This is a genomic window from Flavobacterium sp. GW823-FHT04A11 (assembly GCF_058796535.1).
In genome coordinates this window covers 2,633,972-2,651,059 of sequence record NZ_CM179503.1, presented here as the reverse complement: position 1 = coordinate 2,651,059, position 17,088 = coordinate 2,633,972, and the positions used below count along the sequence as shown (strand labels likewise).

The 17,088-nt window shown below is 34.1% G+C and carries 12 protein-coding genes; 6 read left to right on the top strand and 6 right to left on the bottom strand.

Going from position 1 to position 17,088, the window contains the following annotated elements; all coding sequences use genetic code 11:
* The first annotated feature begins 134 nt into the window (after positions 1 to 134).
* Positions 135 to 1,445, top strand: coding sequence for an APC family permease (locus AC3QL1_RS11305; RefSeq protein WP_492491403.1), 1,311 nt, complete (start codon positions 135 to 137; stop codon positions 1,443 to 1,445).
* 346 nt (positions 1,446 to 1,791) lie between these two features.
* Here the strand turns inward: AC3QL1_RS11305 and AC3QL1_RS11300 are convergent, their stop codons facing one another.
* The gene (locus AC3QL1_RS11300) at positions 1,792 to 4,428 is read right to left on the bottom strand and encodes a valine--tRNA ligase (RefSeq protein WP_492491401.1); all 2,637 of its coding nucleotides are present in this window, start codon (positions 4,426 to 4,428) and stop codon (positions 1,792 to 1,794) included.
* A gap of 230 nt (positions 4,429 to 4,658) precedes the next feature.
* On the opposite strand from AC3QL1_RS11300, the gene AC3QL1_RS11295 reads away from it, so the two are divergent.
* Complete coding sequence (locus AC3QL1_RS11295; RefSeq protein WP_492491400.1) at positions 4,659 to 5,039, top strand: DUF1573 domain-containing protein; 381 nt, start codon at positions 4,659 to 4,661, stop codon at positions 5,037 to 5,039.
* A 124-nt stretch (positions 5,040 to 5,163) separates the two neighbouring features.
* Here the strand turns inward: AC3QL1_RS11295 and AC3QL1_RS11290 are convergent, their stop codons facing one another.
* The 5 genes from AC3QL1_RS11290 to AC3QL1_RS11270 form a co-directional block, all read right to left on the bottom strand.
* A complete protein-coding gene (locus AC3QL1_RS11290) occupies positions 5,164 to 5,643 on the bottom strand; it encodes a hypothetical protein (protein WP_492491398.1) in 480 nt (159 codons plus the stop codon).
* 62 nt (positions 5,644 to 5,705) lie between these two features.
* Positions 5,706 to 7,838, bottom strand: coding sequence for an OmpA family protein (locus tag AC3QL1_RS11285; RefSeq protein ID WP_492491396.1), 2,133 nt, complete (start codon positions 7,836 to 7,838; stop codon positions 5,706 to 5,708).
* Between the two features lie 10 nt (positions 7,839 to 7,848).
* Positions 7,849 to 8,784 (bottom strand): PorP/SprF family type IX secretion system membrane protein, encoded by a 936-nt coding sequence (locus AC3QL1_RS11280; RefSeq protein WP_492491394.1) that lies wholly within the window; start codon positions 8,782 to 8,784, stop codon positions 7,849 to 7,851.
* 28 nt (positions 8,785 to 8,812) lie between these two features.
* Positions 8,813 to 11,446: a T9SS type B sorting domain-containing protein gene (locus AC3QL1_RS11275; RefSeq protein WP_492491392.1), complete on the bottom strand. Its 2,634-nt coding sequence runs from the start codon at positions 11,444 to 11,446 to the stop codon at positions 8,813 to 8,815.
* Between the two features lie 131 nt (positions 11,447 to 11,577).
* On the bottom strand, positions 11,578 to 12,903 hold the full coding sequence (locus AC3QL1_RS11270) for a PDZ domain-containing protein (protein ID WP_492491390.1): 1,326 nt from the start codon (positions 12,901 to 12,903) through the stop codon (positions 11,578 to 11,580).
* Between the two features lie 122 nt (positions 12,904 to 13,025).
* Here AC3QL1_RS11270 and AC3QL1_RS11265 point away from each other — a divergent pair, with 122 nt between their 5' ends.
* The 4 genes from AC3QL1_RS11265 to cysS all read left to right on the top strand — a co-directional run bounded on the left by AC3QL1_RS11265 (position 13,026) and on the right by cysS (position 17,076).
* The gene (locus AC3QL1_RS11265; protein ID WP_492491388.1) at positions 13,026 to 14,225 is read left to right on the top strand and encodes a pyridoxal phosphate-dependent aminotransferase; all 1,200 of its coding nucleotides are present in this window, start codon (positions 13,026 to 13,028) and stop codon (positions 14,223 to 14,225) included.
* 197 nt (positions 14,226 to 14,422) lie between these two features.
* On the top strand, positions 14,423 to 15,094 hold the full coding sequence (gene folE, locus AC3QL1_RS11260) for a GTP cyclohydrolase I FolE (RefSeq protein ID WP_072975704.1): 672 nt from the start codon (positions 14,423 to 14,425) through the stop codon (positions 15,092 to 15,094).
* 84 nt (positions 15,095 to 15,178) lie between these two features.
* Complete coding sequence (locus tag AC3QL1_RS11255; protein ID WP_492491386.1) at positions 15,179 to 15,544, top strand: four helix bundle protein; 366 nt, start codon at positions 15,179 to 15,181, stop codon at positions 15,542 to 15,544.
* Between the two features lie 53 nt (positions 15,545 to 15,597).
* On the top strand, positions 15,598 to 17,076 hold the full coding sequence (gene cysS, locus AC3QL1_RS11250; protein ID WP_492491384.1) for a cysteine--tRNA ligase: 1,479 nt from the start codon (positions 15,598 to 15,600) through the stop codon (positions 17,074 to 17,076).
* The last annotated feature ends 12 nt before the right edge of the window (positions 17,077 to 17,088 follow it).

Below are 17,088 nucleotides of genomic sequence, written 5' to 3'. Positions count from 1 at the left end.
AAGCTTTTTCTGCCCCTTTCTTCCTGGAAAGACAGAAGAAGCTTTGGTTTTTATTTTGAAAAGCAGAAAGTGTTTTAATTATAGTACTTTTGCTTACCAGTGATTCAAATCTCAACAAACCCAAAATTCCAAAAATGTCAGATTCCAAAAAGAACCAATTAAAAAAAAGTTTAGGATTAAGTTTTAATATCGCCGTATTGATTGGAGGAACAATTGGCGTTGGAATTTTAAGAACGCCGGGATCAATAGCCGCAATGCTCGATAATTACTGGCTCATTATTGCTTCATGGCTTATCGGAGGATTATATATTTTAATTGGAGCTAATTCTTATGCAGAACTCGCTACAATGCTTCCCAAAGCCGGAGGATCTTATAATTATATCAAAAAAGCTTTTGGTGATTATGCCGGTTTTCTTTCGGGCTGGTTTGATTATATTACAAATGCCATTCCGCCTGCTTTTTACTGTATCGTAATAAGTGAATATCTTATTATTTTATTTCCGGATCTTCGCAACTATTCTACCGAAATGGCGATTTCATTATTGATTGCTTTTGTATTGCTGCATTTAAGTGGGGTAAAAAACGGAAGTGTCATTCAGCAAATTACCAGTTTATTAAAAGTCATTTGCTTTTTTGCTTTGCTTATCGCCTGTTTTACGTATTCAGGAGTAAAATTAGCTCCAATTCCAAAAGATAATTCCCTTGTTCAGATTGGTTTGTTATTTGGATTTTTTAAATCGCTTCAGCTTATCATCGGAACTTATAATGGCTGGAACAGCGTTTGTTTCTTTGCTGAAGAAAATGATGATCCGGGTAAAAATATTCCGAAATCATTATTTAGTGGTGTATTGCTTGTTATAGCCATTTATGTTTTAATAAATATCGCCTTTATGTATGTTTTGCCAATTGAAAACATAGCAAAGTCGAACCTGGCTGCCGCCGATGTTGCCAATGTAATTTTCGGAAAAAACGGCGCTATTATCGTAACGGTAATTTCTATTTTTTCTTTGATTAGTATTCTAAATGCTTTTATGATGATTCCGCCAAGAATTTTATACGGATTAAGCCGTGACGGTTTTTTTACCGAAAAAGGAACAAGCGTAAACAAAGGCGGAACTCCAATTGTCGCACTCTTAGTCTCTTCGGTATTTAGTTTATTTTTAATTTGTATTGGCTCGTTTGAAGTCTTGTTTTCGTTTGCGGCCTTCACCTCTATTATTGTTTGGGGATTAGCATATTGCTCTTTGATAAAATTAAGAAAATCAGAACCTAATTTACCAAGACCTTATCGCTCTGTTTGGTATCCGTGGACGACCATTATTGCGATTATTGCGTCGATTGCATTACTTGCCGGGTTTGTTTACAGCGATCCTAAAAGTTTTATAATTATTGTTGGAATTACGGTGGTTTCTTATCCTTTGTTTTTGGTTTTGAGGAAGAAATAAAAAAAAATTTCGCCACGAATTCACGAATTTTATTTTTTCTATTCTACATGGTTTGTCATTCCGAGGAACGAGGAATCTTCGTTAGAAATTCTACAAAGATTGGACTCTCGTTGCGGAGTTACTTGTGGAGATTGCTTCGCCAGTTCGCTAACGCTCGTGTCCTCGTTCCTCGGAATGACAAATAAAGCCTAATTCACTTTAATAAGCCACGAATTCACGAATTAAAACTTGACACAAAGATTTGAAAAAAAATAATTCGTGAATTCGTGGCGAAAAAATCTTCACATAAAAAAACCCGACAAGTTTTAAAAACCTGTCGAGTGTGAATATCTTAAAAGAGATGTTCTTATTTTAGTCCGGCAATACTTTGCTCTATTGTAGCAATTTTTGCTAAAGCATCCGCTTCTTTTTGTTTTTCGTTAGCCAAAACTTTTTCCGGTGCTCCGGCAACAAATTTTTCGTTTGATAATTTTGCCTGAACAGATTTTAAGAAACCTTGTGTATAAACCAACTCTGCAGTCAATTTTGCAATTTCAGCTTCAACATCAATATTTCCTCCTGAAATCGGAATGAAATATTCATTTGATTTTACACGGAAAGATAACGCTCCGTCCACTTTAGCCGAAACATATTCGAAAGCTGAGATATTCCCCAATTTCGTTACGATTGAATCAAAATAAGTCGAAAGATTCTCGCTGTTGATTGCTTTTAATTCAATAGCATCTTTAAACGGAATATTTTTATCTTTTCTAATCGTTCTGATTCCAGAAATTACTTCGATTGTACTTTCAAAATCAGTAATTAAACCTGCGTTGAAAGGTTTTAATTCTGGCCATGTTGAAACGATTAAAGCTTCTTCCGACGTTCTGTCAGCAATTAAATGCCAGATTTCCTCAGTCAAGAAAGGCATGAAAGGATGAAGTAATTTCAAATTACTTTCAAGCATTTCGATTGCTTTATCAAACGTTGCTTTGTCAATTGGTTGTTGATATGCTGGTTTGATCATTTCTAAAAACCAAGAACAGAAATCATCCCAAACCAATTTATAAATTGCCATTAACGAGTCTGAAATTCTGTATTTCTCAAAATTATCTTCAATGTCAACTAAAGTTTGCTGCAACTTCGCTTCGTACCATTCGATAGCTACTTTTGAAGCTTCCGGCTGAGGAATAGTTTCTGAAACGTCCCATCCTTTAATCAATTTAAAAGCATTCCAAATCTTGTTAGAAAACGCTTTTCCCTGATTACACAATTCCTCATCAAACATAATATCATTTCCTGCAGAAGCGCTCAAAAGCAATCCTACACGAACTCCATCAGCTCCGAATTTATCTATCAAGTCTAAAGGATCAGGAGAATTTCCTAATGATTTAGACATTTTACGACGTTGTTTGTCACGGACCAATCCGGTTAAATACACATTTGTAAATGGTTTTTCACCTCCATATTCATAACCTGCAATGATCATTCTCGCTACCCAGAAAAATAAAATATCCGGACCTGTAACCAAGTCATTTGTTGGATAATAATATTTGTAATCGGCACTTTCAGGATCCATGATTCCGCCGAAAACGGACATTGGCCAAAGCCATGATGAAAACCAGGTATCTAATGCATCAACATCTTGCTTTAAGTTAGAAGTTGTAAGTTCTGGGTTATTCGTTCTTTTCTTTGCTAAAACTAAAGCATCTTCAATATTTTCAGCCACTACGAAATCTTCTTTTCCGTCTCCGTAATAATAAGCCGGAATTTGCTGTCCCCACCATAATTGACGGGAAATGTTCCAATCGCGGATATTATTTAACCAGTGTGCATACGTATTTTCAAAACGTTTTGGATGTAATTTAATATCGCCATCAACCAAAACAGATTTGATTGCCGGTTTTACTAAATCTTCCATTTTCAAAAACCATTGGTCTGATAATCTTGGTTCGATTACGGCTTTGGTTCTTTCAGATGTTCCAACTTTATTCAAATGGGTTTCGGTCTTCGCCAAAGCGCCAATTTCTTCTAATTCTTTTGCAATTTCAGTACGAACTACAAAACGATCTTTCCCCTGATAATGCAATCCGAAACTATTTAGCGTAGCATCTTCATTAAAAATATCAACGATTTCAAGATTGTGTTTCTCTCCAAGCGTTTTATCGTTCATATCGTGTGCCGGAGTTACTTTCAAACATCCGGTTCCGAATTCTACATCTACATATTCATCTTCTATAATCGGAATCACTCTTCCACAAATAGGAACGATGGCGCTTTTACCTTTTAAATGTGTAAAACGCTCATCATTTGGATTGATACAAATCGCAGTATCTCCAAAGATAGTTTCAGGACGTGTTGTGGCAATGGTCAAAAATTCCTCAGTTCCCTCAATTTTATAGTTTAAGAAAAATAATTTTCCTTGTTGTTCTTCATAAATAACTTCTTCATCAGAAAGCGTTGTTTTTGCTTCCGGATCCCAGTTTACCATTCGGTATCCTCTGTAAATTAATCCTTTGTTATATAAATCTACAAACGATTTAATTACAGATGCAGACATATCCGGATCCATCGTGAATTTGGTTCTTTCCCAGTCACAAGATGCTCCTAACTTTTTAAGCTGATCTAAGATTACTCCGCCATATTTATCTGTCCATTCCCAGGCATGGGCTAAAAATTCTTCGCGTGTTAAATCATTTTTATTGATTCCCTCTGCTTTTAATTTTGCTACAACTTTAGCTTCCGTTGCAATCGAGGCGTGATCCGTTCCCGGAACCCAACAAGCGTTGAAACCCTTAAGACGCGCTCTACGAATCAAAACATCCTGAATTGTATTGTTCAACATGTGTCCCATGTGCAAAACACCTGTGACGTTTGGCGGCGGAATTACAATTGTATAAGGTGTTCTGTGATCTGGTTCTGAATGAAAATAGTTGTTTTTCATCCAGTAATCATACCATTTATTCTCGATCGTTTTAGCGTCAAATTGTGCTGGAATACTCATTTATTGTTTCTTTGTTTTATCGTTGAAATCGTTTAACCGTTTAATCGTTTACCTTTATCAAATAAACGATTAAACGGTTAAACAAATAAACTTTTATACTTTGGTTCAATTTTTGTAATTATAACTGACAGCAAAAGTAAATAATTAAGTACACTATAAAAAGAGAAATAATAATTTGTGTATTAATTAAAAGAAAGTATATTTACTTACAACTTAAAAACAATTTCAAAATGAAAAATGTTGCCACTTTTATTGCAATAGTATTATTTAGTGTTATAGGTTATTCACAAAATGGTCCAAAAATTGAATTTGCAGCTCCTGACAACACAATCGATTATGGAAAAATTTCGAAAAGTGATAATGGAGTTCGTTCTTTTGAATTTACAAACACCGGAGATGCACCTTTATTGGTTACATCTGCCGAATCAACTGTAAGTTCTATCGTTGTGACAAAACCCGCTGCAGCGATTATGCCGGGTAAAAAAGGAAAAATCGACGTGAAGTATAATATGGCGGCGGGTCCAATTCGTAAAACAATTACCGTAGAAACCAATGCCGTAAATTATCCTGACGGAAGAGTTGCCCTAAAAATTAAAGGGGAAGTTTTATAAGAAAAATTAAAATCTAAAAATAGTAAAAGCCGCTTCAGATGAAGCGGCTTTTTTATGCTAATTATTTTTACGCTAAGAATTAAACCTGACAGGTTTTAAAAACCTGTCGGGTTTAGCATGACGTTTATTTCTCTGTACATTCAACAGCAGCAAATTTATATTTTACGCGTTCAAAATCGATAGGTTTGTCTTTTACCAAATAAGTCACGCCCATTGTGGTTTGCATGGTTCCGTTTCCTAAAATCAATTGAGTGTCTTTCTTTAAAAATGCCATTGGGTTTTTGAAAGTTCTGGTTTTATTTGTTCCTTCAATAAAGGTATAATCGGCAAATAATGTATCGCCGTGAAATTCTCCCATGATTTCTCCATTTTTATCAGGAGAACCGGCAACTTTCATCACCATGTTTCCGGTTATTTTTCCGTTTTTTAAAGTATTTACTTTTAAGTCAATAATATCCTTTTCATAAGTTGCCTGATAACATTCCACTTTTACAGGTTTTTCGTCTGCTAGTGTAGTTTCAGTTTCTTTTTTGCTTTCTTCTTTTTTACAGCTTTGCAATCCAATGCAGGTTAAAAGTAAAAATGGTATGACTAGTTTTTTCATAATTCAATATTTTAATTCTAATTGTTATTTTATAAAATTACGTTTTTTATTTAATACTAAAACTACAAATTCTTAATTACAAACTCACTTCTTCGGTTCAATTCATGTTCTTCTTCTGAGCAGGAATCATCTGTTTTGCATTTAACAATGGGCACAGATTCTCCATAGCCCTTTGCGGTAACTCTATTGGCATTTATACCCGATTGAATTATAAATTCCCGGGTTGAATTGGCTCTTTTTTGAGATAATTCTTCATTGAATTTTGCATTTCCTCTTGAGTCCGTATGCGATCCAATTTCAATTACCATTCCCGGATATTTATTCATCAAAACCACAACTCTGCCCAAAACTACTTTCGATTCTTTACGGATGTACCACATGTTGTAATCAAAGTAAATTGGATCTGTTTTGATGATTAATCGGTTTTTATCATCTTTTATAACGTCTTTTTCCTGTTTTAAAATCTGATCAACTTTCTCTTTCTTTTTAACTTCGGCAGCTACAATTTCAGCTTCTTTGGCTTTTTTCTCTTTTTGTTTTAATTCAATTACGGCCAGCGCTTCTTTTTTCTTGTTTTCTTCTTCTATGATAATTTCCTGCTGTCTTTTCTTTTCTGCAGTTTCTTTTTCTTCTAATTTAATAGCTTCTAAAGATTTTAGTGCTAAAGAAGCATCATTTATAACATTTCTGGTTTTGTCTAAAGTCAAGGTTTTAGATTCATTGGTATATTTTTCCTTAAACGCTGAAATTTTATATGACGCCTCGCAAGGAACGGTAAAACTAAACTTTCCATCAGCAGAAGTTGTAATGGTGTTGAGTGTCTTGTTTTGCGAATCCTGCAAAATTACAGTCGCATTTTCTAATGCCAGTTTGGTATCAATATCTGTAATTGTTCCCGCAATAAACTGTTTGCAATCTTCGACAATCAAATCTTTAATTTCCTTAAATTGATAAATGTCATCGCTTCCTTTTCCGCCTTCTCTGTTTGAGGCAAAATATCCTTCTTTGGTTTCCGAATCAATATTAAATGAAAAGTCATCTAGATTTGAGTTTAAAGGCAATCCGATATTCGTTGGTTTTGAATATTCATTTCCATTAATATCCGAAACAAAAACGTCAAGCGAACCGTAACCTAAATGTCCGTCTGATGAAAAATAAAGTTTATTATCTGCAGATGCAAACGGAAATTGTTCTCTTTTATCGGTATTGACAATTGGCCCTAAGTTTTTTGGCGTATCAAAGGCCCCTTTATTAATGTTTACTGAATAAATATCAAACGAGCCTAAACTTCCAGGCATGTCTGATGCAAAATACAGTACTTTTTCATCAGCGCTCAAAGCGGGATGTTCTACAGAATAGTTCGGACTGTTAAATGGAAGCGAAACGATATTGGTCCATTTTCCTTCTACAAATTCAGCTTTAAAAATTTGAAGGTTTGAAATTTTCTGATCGTTCTTTTTCTTGCTTCCGTTTTTAGAATTATTACGGGTAAAATAAATTGTTTTGCCATCTTTTGTAAAAACAGCATTGGCTTCATGAACTCCGGTTTTTAATTCATCGGCAAAATAAGTTAGCGGCGCTTCGGCAGAATTGATATTTTGAATTGGAACTTTAACCAAATTCAAATAAGTTTCATTATCCCATTTATATTTTTTATCGAACAATCCGGGTTTCAATTTTACACCGGCAAAAATCAGATTGTCTTTAAATTTTACCGCTCCAAATTCAGAATTGGGCGTGTTTATTGCCAGATTTTTAATTTCAAAGCGGTTTCCAATTGCGGATACATTTTCGAGTTCTTTCAGTTCTTTTGCAAAATAGATAGTATCCTGAGTGTTGGCTGATTTACTGTAATATTCTTTTAAAACAACATTTGCATCAGCATAATTATTTGTTGCTTTTAAAGTCTGAGCGTATCTAAAATAATAATCTCTGTTTAAATCATTACTGTAATTTTGAATCAAAAGTCTATAATAGCTTTGGGCTTTGATTAAATCGTTTGTGTAATAATAAGAATCGGCCAGATTTTTAATCACTTCCTGCGAAGGTTTAGTCTCGGCTAATTTTTCATATAAAATAATGGATTCAGTGTAATAGGTTTTATCAAAAAAGCGCTTGGCTCTGATTAATTCCTGATCCTGAGCATTTATAAACTGTATTGAAAATACGAATACAATAACTAGTAGTTTTTTCATATTTTTCATTTTAAAAGAATCTAGGTGATTTATCAAATCCTTTTCCTAATAAATCAAGGTCAAAAAGCAGCATAATTTCATGCGTTCCTGAATTGAACTGACCTAAATTTGAAAGTGTATAATCGTATGCATACCCTACTCTTAAACTTGGTGTTACATTAATATTCACCAAAGCACTTACGGCATCGTCGATTCTGTACGCAGCACCTAATTCAAATTTATTATTATAAAGAACATTTGCTGTAATATCTATAGAAAGTGGTGCGCCATGAACATATTTTGTCATGAAAGCAGGTTTCAATTTTACTTTATCATTGATTTGAAAAACATATCCTGCGGTCAAAAAAGTATGAATATCTTCAGATCCGTAAGCGTTTATTCCTGATTTTTCTTCAATATGTTTCGTTTCTAATAAGTTTGGAGCGGATATTCCGGCATAGAAATTATTTCTGAAAAAGTAGGCTCCTACTCCAATATTGGGTTTGCTTACGTTTACATTTTCGGCGAAAGCCAAATCTGTAGCAACATCACCGCTTTGCAAAACAAAACCATTAAAATTGGTCTGCATTGATGTAAATCCGGCTTTTATACCCAGTGAAAGTTTATTTTGTCCGCCAAGATTTAGTACATAAGCAAAATCAGCATAAACATTATTTTCTTTTTTAGCGCCGTCTCCAATATCATCAGAGACTAATGACAAACCTACTTCGATTTTCTCATTTATAGCGGTGTGACCAAAAAAGGTAAACGTTTTAGGAGCTCCAACTGCTCCAACCCATTGAGTTCTGTACAATCCGCCAAGATTTATCATCGCCGGCATTCCCGTTGCATACGCCGGATTTACAACACTCATATTATACATATAATGTGTGTACTCAGGATCTTGCTGTGCAGAAATAGAATTTATATAAAAGAAAAAACTTATAAAAATTATTATGTTTTTCATTTGAATTTATTTAATAATGTAAAAGGAATTATCGATTTAAATAAAGACGCCCTTGTTTTGGAGGTCGATTGTCTTTATTGAAATTGAGAATATAAAAATAAACTCCGTTTGGCGCCAAACCGCTGCCAATTCCTTCTCTCTCATAATTTAAGCCATCCCAGCCTGGTTTGCCGTTATAGCCTTTATACATTCCATTTCCATATCGATTAAAAATTTCAAGTGTATAATTTGGATATAAAAATTCAATGTTCGGAATAATGAAGGTGTCGTTTACACCGTCTCCGTTTGGAGAAAATCCGTCGGGAATAAAAAAGTCATTGGGTACATTATCGCAATCTGTGAGTGTAACCGTAACTTCAAGATAATCGTTTGAAAGACAATTTGTAGTCGTAGAAAAATCAAAACCATAATATCTTCCCTGTTCGATTAAAGCGGTTGTTGAAGACAATAAATTTCCGTTATCAGGAGCATCGTACCAAACAACTGATGCGGGAATACTTGTATGATTGGATAAATCTGCAATTGTCGGATTGTTTAATCCGCAGAAATTTTGTCCATCTGTATTTAATACCGGCGCTGCGATGTCGTTTACGGTAACGGTAATCATTGTTGAGGCTGAGGTACAATTTAAAGTCGTAACCTTTACCCAATAATTTCCTGTCTGCAAAATATAAGTATCTGCCAAAGGTGTTGTAGCTGTTGCAGAATTATACCATTTATATTGTGCCCCATTTGGTACTAAATTAGCAATAGTTGCTCCATCTATTTTACAAAATTCCTGATTAACAGCTGTTGGAGCTGACGGAATTGGGTTTATAGCAAAAGGATCGGCAACTCCTGTCACGGTAACTCCGCATGTGGTATTATTATTTTGCAAATTTGTAACGGTGGCAGTTGTAGTTCCTGTATTTGCAAGCAAACCTGATGGAATTACAAAAGTTGCATTTCCATTTGATGGCGTTAACACAATGGTTTCTGTTGCTGAAATATTACTCCCCGAAAGGATATAAGACAAGGTTACATTCGTTAGATTTCCTAATCCTGAAACTATTGCTGATATTGGATCTCCAAAACAAACATCGGCAATTTGTATTCTTAAATTTGCTGTATTTGGCAATGGATTTATAACAATATTTCCCTTTAAATTTGCTGTATTGGCACATTGTGAAATTACGTGTGTAATATTGGTAATTGTAATTACGCCGTTTCCACTTTGAGAATTTAAAATAGCCGGAATTGTAAAACTCGCAATTCCGCCGGTAAACGTAACTCTGATTGTTTGGGCATTTGCATTATTGGCTCCGGAAATATTATAAATAAGATCATAAGTTCCATCAACAATTCTTGCTGCATCTGAGATTACTACAGCTGTATCAGTATTCTGGCAGGTTTTTATATCTGCTATTTTTGCTCCTGTCAGATCCGGTATTGGATAAATATGTAATACATCTGATAAATTATTGACGATATTAGTACAGGCTCTTTCGCTCGCGACGGCATAAATATTTGTAATGTTAACCGTAAAATCTCCTACTTGTCTAAAATAATCAGACTTGATTGGAAACAGAAGAACACCATTACTTAAATTTGCCATAATTATTTCTGAACCACCATTTGGTCCGGAAACAGTAAATTCAACATAATAATTTCCATTTGGAATTGCTGCAGGTCCTTTTGTAATTCTAACAGAATAAGTTGCGGTTGGAATTTCTGTTTGACATATATCAGAATTAACTACGACGGTTGCTCCTGTAAAATCGAGCTTTTTTTCAATTCTAATTCTTACCGTTGTATAAGCAGGATCACAAACCCTGTTGGAAGCGGGAACACTGTATGTAAAGTAAAAATCTCCTTCTCCAAATCTATTGTATATATTTTCTAAATTAATAACGCGATCTCCGGCAAAAGTCAGTTCATTTGTTGGTCTCGCATTTGCATCCGTCCAGGTTCCGCCGGGATCCTGACCTGTAAGTGAATTATTAAGGTCATAATTTTTATAATTAGAAACAGCATCACTGCATATTTTTAATCCTCGGTCTGATCCTGATTTTGGCGCTTTAAAAACCGTTATGTATACAGTCGCGGGAGGCGGAGCCACACACGTCCCTCTGGCCGGCATGGTATAAGTGTATTGATAATCTCCTTCTAAATTTGTAACATCAATTGAAGATCCCGGAATATCTTTATTTGTTTGATCATTATGCCATACACCATTAGAAAGTGGGCTTAAAGAAGACCCATCAAAAGCCTGAAATAAATTAAAACTTCCTTCTGCGCTGCAAACTGTTGCATTTGGAGCCGGTTTTCCTGTATATCCGCCAATTGTTACGGTTACAGTAGACGAATTATCTGTACAGCCTGCTACTCCTTCAACAGTATAAGTATATTGATAAGTAGCACTATTTTGAATAAGGTGTACATTTAAAACTCCTGTCTGATCATTTAATCCACCGGAATAAAAATCATCTGACCAGGTTCCGCCCGGAGTGGCCGGTCCTAATAAGGCAAATAAATCTACCGTTCTGTTGGCAGGATTCGGAATATCACAAATTGTTATTGTTGCATCATTACCAGCACACTGTGCAAAGGTAGTTGTGGGCAAAAATGATAAAAAAACAAAAAACAAGACAACTTGTAAGAAATTAGTGTATTTTTTGACCATAAATTATATTTTTGTTAAACATAATAAAATATTATGTGACTTAATCGAAAAACTTAATTTTCTTATTAAATTTAGATAAAAAATACAAACAAGTCAATTTTTCCTCACTAACTAACATTTTTATACGAATACTATAATTCGTCTTCCAGTTTGAATCGAAATTTTAAAACCAGACTGTTTCGCTCTATTTCCATTGTAATCCAAATATCTTCTTCCGATTTTAAAAGATTGTTGATTTGCTGTAAAGAATATTTATAAGGAAGCACTTTATTGATACTCACAATAATATCTCCTTTTTGCAATCCGCATTTTTCTGCAGCAGAATTTTTCCTGATGTTTACAATTTCATAAACCGGTTTTAATAGAAATTTATATCTGAAATTATCCATGCCTTTGTCTTTTTCATCCAGATCACTTATGGATGTTGCGACTTGAACTGTTTGCAAATGAACGGTTTCCTGAACCCATTGCAAACCATTATGCTGAATCGTGATTCCGCTCTTATTATAGGTAAAGGGTTCATAAAATTTAGTGTTCTTTTTAAGATATAACTTTCTGTCTGCATAATCCAAAACCAATGTAAATCTTTTTAAGATTTCGCCTCCAACAGAACCAATACGGTCCGGAACCATTTTTACATTTCGAATAGAAGTCGAATCCGGAAAAGAAACAATCGGGTTTTTAAACTCAAAATCGGAAATAGAAAATTTTTCTAGTTTTGCCCGATGTCCCTCAATATCACCACTAAAACCTTTTCCCAAAAAGTCAGGAAAATTCTTTTGCGGTAATTTTATTTTCTTGTTTTCAAAAATCCAAAATGCATCGCTGTTTCCAATATCAATAAGTAATTTTGCCGGCACTTCTACTCCGTCTGCAACTGCGGTTGTATAAATATAAGGTTTGGATCTTTCGATTGTTATTGGAACCGATTTAAATTTCTTGTTTAATTTTTGTCTTGTTTCTTCATTATTCTGATATACTACAACCTTTTTTTTCTGGTAATTAATTTCTACAATATTGTTCTTAAAAAATTTGTGCCCAATTATTCCGTTTACCGGAATTCCGATATGAGATGATAAATTAAAACTTTGGTCTAAAATAATATAGACCATATGATTACTTGATTTTATACCGTGAGTTTCTAAAACATTTTTAGTCGATTTTAGTCCTTCAATTTCTTCTTCGCTTCCTAAACCTCTCAGTCTAATTTTTTCGACATTATTAAAACTTACTTCCTGTCTTTCTTCCATGCTAAACAAAATCGTTTCTTCTACACCGGAATCAAGCAAAAAATTTAGTTCAATACCGTTAACTTTTATTGGTATAAAAACAAGATTATTTATCAATTTAAAAGGAATAGTGACCTTTTTATGGTTATTTTCAATTAAGAAATCACTTTGTGCTTTTAGCGAAAAAACTGTCAAAAGCACAAAAAACAACATAATATATTTTTTCATTGACAATATTTTAATATAAAATTAATAAAAATATCGATAATTGTTACATTTCTACAAGTACTATTATTGTTGGCGTTAAATTGAAAAAAAAAATGCAAATTTGCACTTCAATAATAGAACACATGCCAACAATTTCAAGCAAAGGCAGAAACATGCCCGAATCACCGATACGTAAACTTGCTCCGTTTGCAGATCTTGCAAAACAAAAAGGAAAAAAAGTGTATCACTTAAACATTGGTCAACCGGATATCAAGACACCCGAAGTGGCCATCGAGGCGGTAAAAAATATTGATTTAACTCTTATAGAATACAGTCCATCTGCGGGATATGAAAGTTACAGAAAGAAATTAGCAAAATTTTACCAGCGCCAAAATGTAAATGTTAACTCAGAAGACATCATTATAACTACTGGTGGTTCTGAAGCCCTATTGTTTGCGCTGGCCACAATTACAGATCCGGGAGATGAGATTATCATTCCGGAACCTTTTTATGCTAATTATCATGCGTTTGCATCATCTACAAGTGCGACAGTTATTCCTGTAATCTCGACAATTGAGACGGGATTTGCTTTGCCAAGCATTGACGATGTCGAAAAATTGATTACTCCAAAAACAAAAGCCATATTGATTTGTAACCCTGGAAATCCAACAGGTTATTTATATACTGAAGCAGAAATTAAGCAACTTGCCGGTTTAATAAAAAAACACGATTTATATTTAATTGCCGATGAGGTATATCGTGAGTTTTTATACGATGGTGATGACGAACATTTTTCTGTAATGAATTTAGATGATGTTCAGCAAAATGTAATCATGGTCGATTCAGTTTCAAAACGTTACAGTATGTGTGGCGCAAGAATTGGATGTCTGGTTACAAAAAACAAAGCTGTATTGGCGACTGTGATGAAATTTGCTCAGGCACGTTTGAGTCCGCCAACAATTGAACAAATTGCTTGTGAAGCCGCTATAGATACTCCTCAAAGTTATTTTGATGAGGTTATTTCTGAATACAAAAGCCGCCGCGATACTTTGATTACAGAATTGAATAAAATCGAAGGCGTAATTGTAACCAAACCAAAAGGTGCTTTTTATTGCATCGCACAATTGCCAATTGAAAACTCTGAAGATTTTGCACAATGGCTCTTGGAAACTTATGACCTTAACGGAGAAACCGTAATGGTTGCTCCTGCTGCCGGATTTTATTCGACTCCGGGAATGGGATTAAATCAGGTTAGAATTGCTTATGTGCTAAATAAAAAAGATTTAATTAGCGCTGTAAATGTTTTAAAAGAAGCACTTTTAGTTTACAACAACAGAAAATAGTAACGAAACAAAACTATAACCGTAAAAGACAATAACTTAATCGTTATTGTCTTTTGCATTTAAAAACGGTTTTGATTTGAATTTAAATTATATCCAAAAAGGAGCAATTAAATAGTAAAAACGATAGAAAATGTTTCCTTTTTATTAATTATCTTTACCGCCTTAAAAAGATATACCCATACTAATTGTAGTTTTTAATGATAAATAACGAAGATTTTTTAGACGAAATAGGAGACAATCATTTTAGCAGTAATGCGAAAAACCCTGTGAGACAGGACGCTTTTGATTTAACTGACGATGAAAAAATAGAAAAAATAAAAAAAGATGTCGAAAACATTCTACAGACTTTAGGAATGGATTTGACGGATGATAGCATAAAAGGTACCCCAAACCGAGTAGCTAAAATGTTTGTAAAGGAGATTTTTGGTGGTTTAAACCCTTCAAAACAACCAAAAGCTTCTACTTTTGACAATAATTATAAATATGGCGAAATGTTAGTAGAGAAAAACATCACTGTTTATTCTACTTGCGAACACCATTTATTGCCAATTATCGGCCGTGCTCACGTTGCTTATATCTCAAGCGGAAGAGTTATTGGTTTATCTAAAATGAACCGAATTGTAGAATATTATGCAAAAAGACCTCAGGTTCAGGAGCGTTTAACCATGCAAATTGTCCAGGAATTACAAAAAGCTTTAGGAACAGAAGATGTTGCCTGCGTTATTGATGCAAAACACCTTTGCGTAAATTCAAGAGGAATTAAAGATATTGAAAGCAGTACAGTAACTTCTGAATTTGGTGGAAAATTCAAAGATCCTCAAACAAAAAGAGAGTTTTTGGATTATATCAAATTAGATACTCAGTTCTAAATTCTGGTTAATCGTTTATTTGTTAATTCGTTTAATCGAAATCAGTTAAACAAATAAACAATTAAACAATTAAACCAAAAACGCATGTATACTTTTTCTTTTGAAAAGTTAGAAGTTTGGCAGAACTCCCGAATCTTTATTTTGGATATTTATAAATTAACTAGTAAATTTCCATCAAATGAACTATTCGGAATAACTTCTCAAATAAAAAGAAGCTCTTCTTCGATTGCAACGAATATTGCTGAAGGAACTTCGAGAAATACGAATAAAGATAAAGCTCATTTTTTAACAATATCCTATTCATCAGCAATGGAAACATTAAATCATCTGATTATTTCAAAAGATTTAAATTATGTTTCTCAAGATGAATATATTGGGTGCAGAGATAAAATTGAAAAAATTTGCAATCAGATAAATAGTCTAAAAAAATACTATCTTTCAAAAGAATAACACAGTTAAAAAAAACAATTAAACGTTTTACACGATTAAACAGTAAAAAGAATATGCCATTATACACAACGCAGCCTCTAAAAATATACAATTCACTTTCAGGTGAAAAAGAAAATTTCAATCCTATTCATGAAGGAAATGTTGGAATGTATGTTTGCGGACCTACGGTTTATAGCAATGTACACTTAGGAAATGTGAGAACGTTTATGTCGTTTGATGTTATATTCCGATATTTTTTACATCTTGATTATAAAGTACGTTATGTTCGAAACATCACTGATGTGGGACATATTGTGGATGATGTTGATGAAGGTGAAGACAAAATTGCCAAAAAAGCACGTTTAGAGCAATTGGAACCTATGGAGGTTGTGCAGCGCTATACGGTAGATTTTCATGATATTTTGAAATCATTTAATTTTTTACCGCCAAGTATTGAGCCAACAGCAACCGGACATATTATTGAACAAATCGAAATCATCAAAAAAATCATCGACACCGGAATTGGTTACGAAGCCAACGGATCTGTTTATTTTGATGTGGTTAAATATAACGAAACCAACAATTACGGTGTTTTAAGCGGTCGAAATATCGAAGATATGCTCGCCAATACCCGTGATCTTGATGGTCAGTCAGACAAAAGAAACCCACAGGATTTTGCACTTTGGAAAAAGGCAGAACCGGAACATATCATGAGATGGCCTTCGCCTTGGAGTGATGGTTTTCCAGGTTGGCACTTAGAATGTACAGCAATGAGTACGAAATACTTAGGCAATCATTTTGATATTCACGGCGGCGGAATGGATTTAAAATTTCCTCACCACGAATGTGAAATCGCTCAAAATGAAGCTTGTACAGGTCAATCGCCGGTAAATTACTGGATGCACGCCAATATGCTTACTTTAAACGGTAAAAAAATGGCCAAATCAACCGGAAATAATATTTTGCCTGGCGAGATTTTAAGCGGAGAAAACAATATTTTAAGTAAAGCTTTTTCAGCCTCTGTAACGCGTTTTTTCATGTTGCAGGCACATTATCGCAGTATTCTGGATTTTTCTGATGATGCGATTGTTGCTGCAGAAAAAGGATATAAAAGATTGATGGAAGCCGTTGATGCTTTGTCTGATATTAATACAAGCGCTACAAGTTCTATAGATATTGCATCCTGGAAACAATTGTGCTACGACGCCATGAATGACGATTTTAATACGCCTATTTTAATTGCACAATTATTTGAAGCTGTTCGTTATGTCAATTTGCTGAAAGAAGGAAAAGAAACAATTACCGCAGATGATTTAAAAACATTTACAACAGCTGTTAATGCTTTTGTTTTTGATGTTTTAGGTTTAAGCGATGACAAAGCTGCTGACAGCAACAATGATAAATTAGAAGGCGTAGTAAATATGCTTATCGGAATGAGAAATCAGGCCAGAGCAGATAAAAACTTTGCACTTTCTGACCAAATTCGTGATCAGTTGATTGCTTTGGGAATTCAATTAAAAGACGGAAAAGAAGGAACAAGCTTTTCCATATAATAAACTCAGTTT

Coding starts and splice junctions, on each gene's coding strand:
- AC3QL1_RS11290 (WP_492491398.1), bottom strand. CDS start 5,643: ATGAAAAAACTAGTCATACCATTTTTACTTTTAACCTGCATTGGATTG.
- AC3QL1_RS11285 (WP_492491396.1), bottom strand. CDS start 7,838: ATGAAAAAACTACTAGTTATTGTATTCGTATTTTCAATACAGTTTATA.
- AC3QL1_RS11255 (WP_492491386.1), top strand. CDS start 15,179: ATGTATACTTTTTCTTTTGAAAAGTTAGAAGTTTGGCAGAACTCCCGA.
- AC3QL1_RS11275 (WP_492491392.1), bottom strand. CDS start 11,446: ATGGTCAAAAAATACACTAATTTCTTACAAGTTGTCTTGTTTTTTGTT.
- AC3QL1_RS11295 (WP_492491400.1), top strand. CDS start 4,659: ATGAAAAATGTTGCCACTTTTATTGCAATAGTATTATTTAGTGTTATA.
- cysS (WP_492491384.1), top strand. CDS start 15,598: ATGCCATTATACACAACGCAGCCTCTAAAAATATACAATTCACTTTCA.
- AC3QL1_RS11300 (WP_492491401.1), bottom strand. CDS start 4,428: ATGAGTATTCCAGCACAATTTGACGCTAAAACGATCGAGAATAAATGG.
- AC3QL1_RS11265 (WP_492491388.1), top strand. CDS start 13,026: ATGCCAACAATTTCAAGCAAAGGCAGAAACATGCCCGAATCACCGATA.
- AC3QL1_RS11305 (WP_492491403.1), top strand. CDS start 135: ATGTCAGATTCCAAAAAGAACCAATTAAAAAAAAGTTTAGGATTAAGT.
- folE (WP_072975704.1), top strand. CDS start 14,423: ATGATAAATAACGAAGATTTTTTAGACGAAATAGGAGACAATCATTTT.
- AC3QL1_RS11280 (WP_492491394.1), bottom strand. CDS start 8,784: ATGAAAAACATAATAATTTTTATAAGTTTTTTCTTTTATATAAATTCT.
- AC3QL1_RS11270 (WP_492491390.1), bottom strand. CDS start 12,903: ATGAAAAAATATATTATGTTGTTTTTTGTGCTTTTGACAGTTTTTTCG.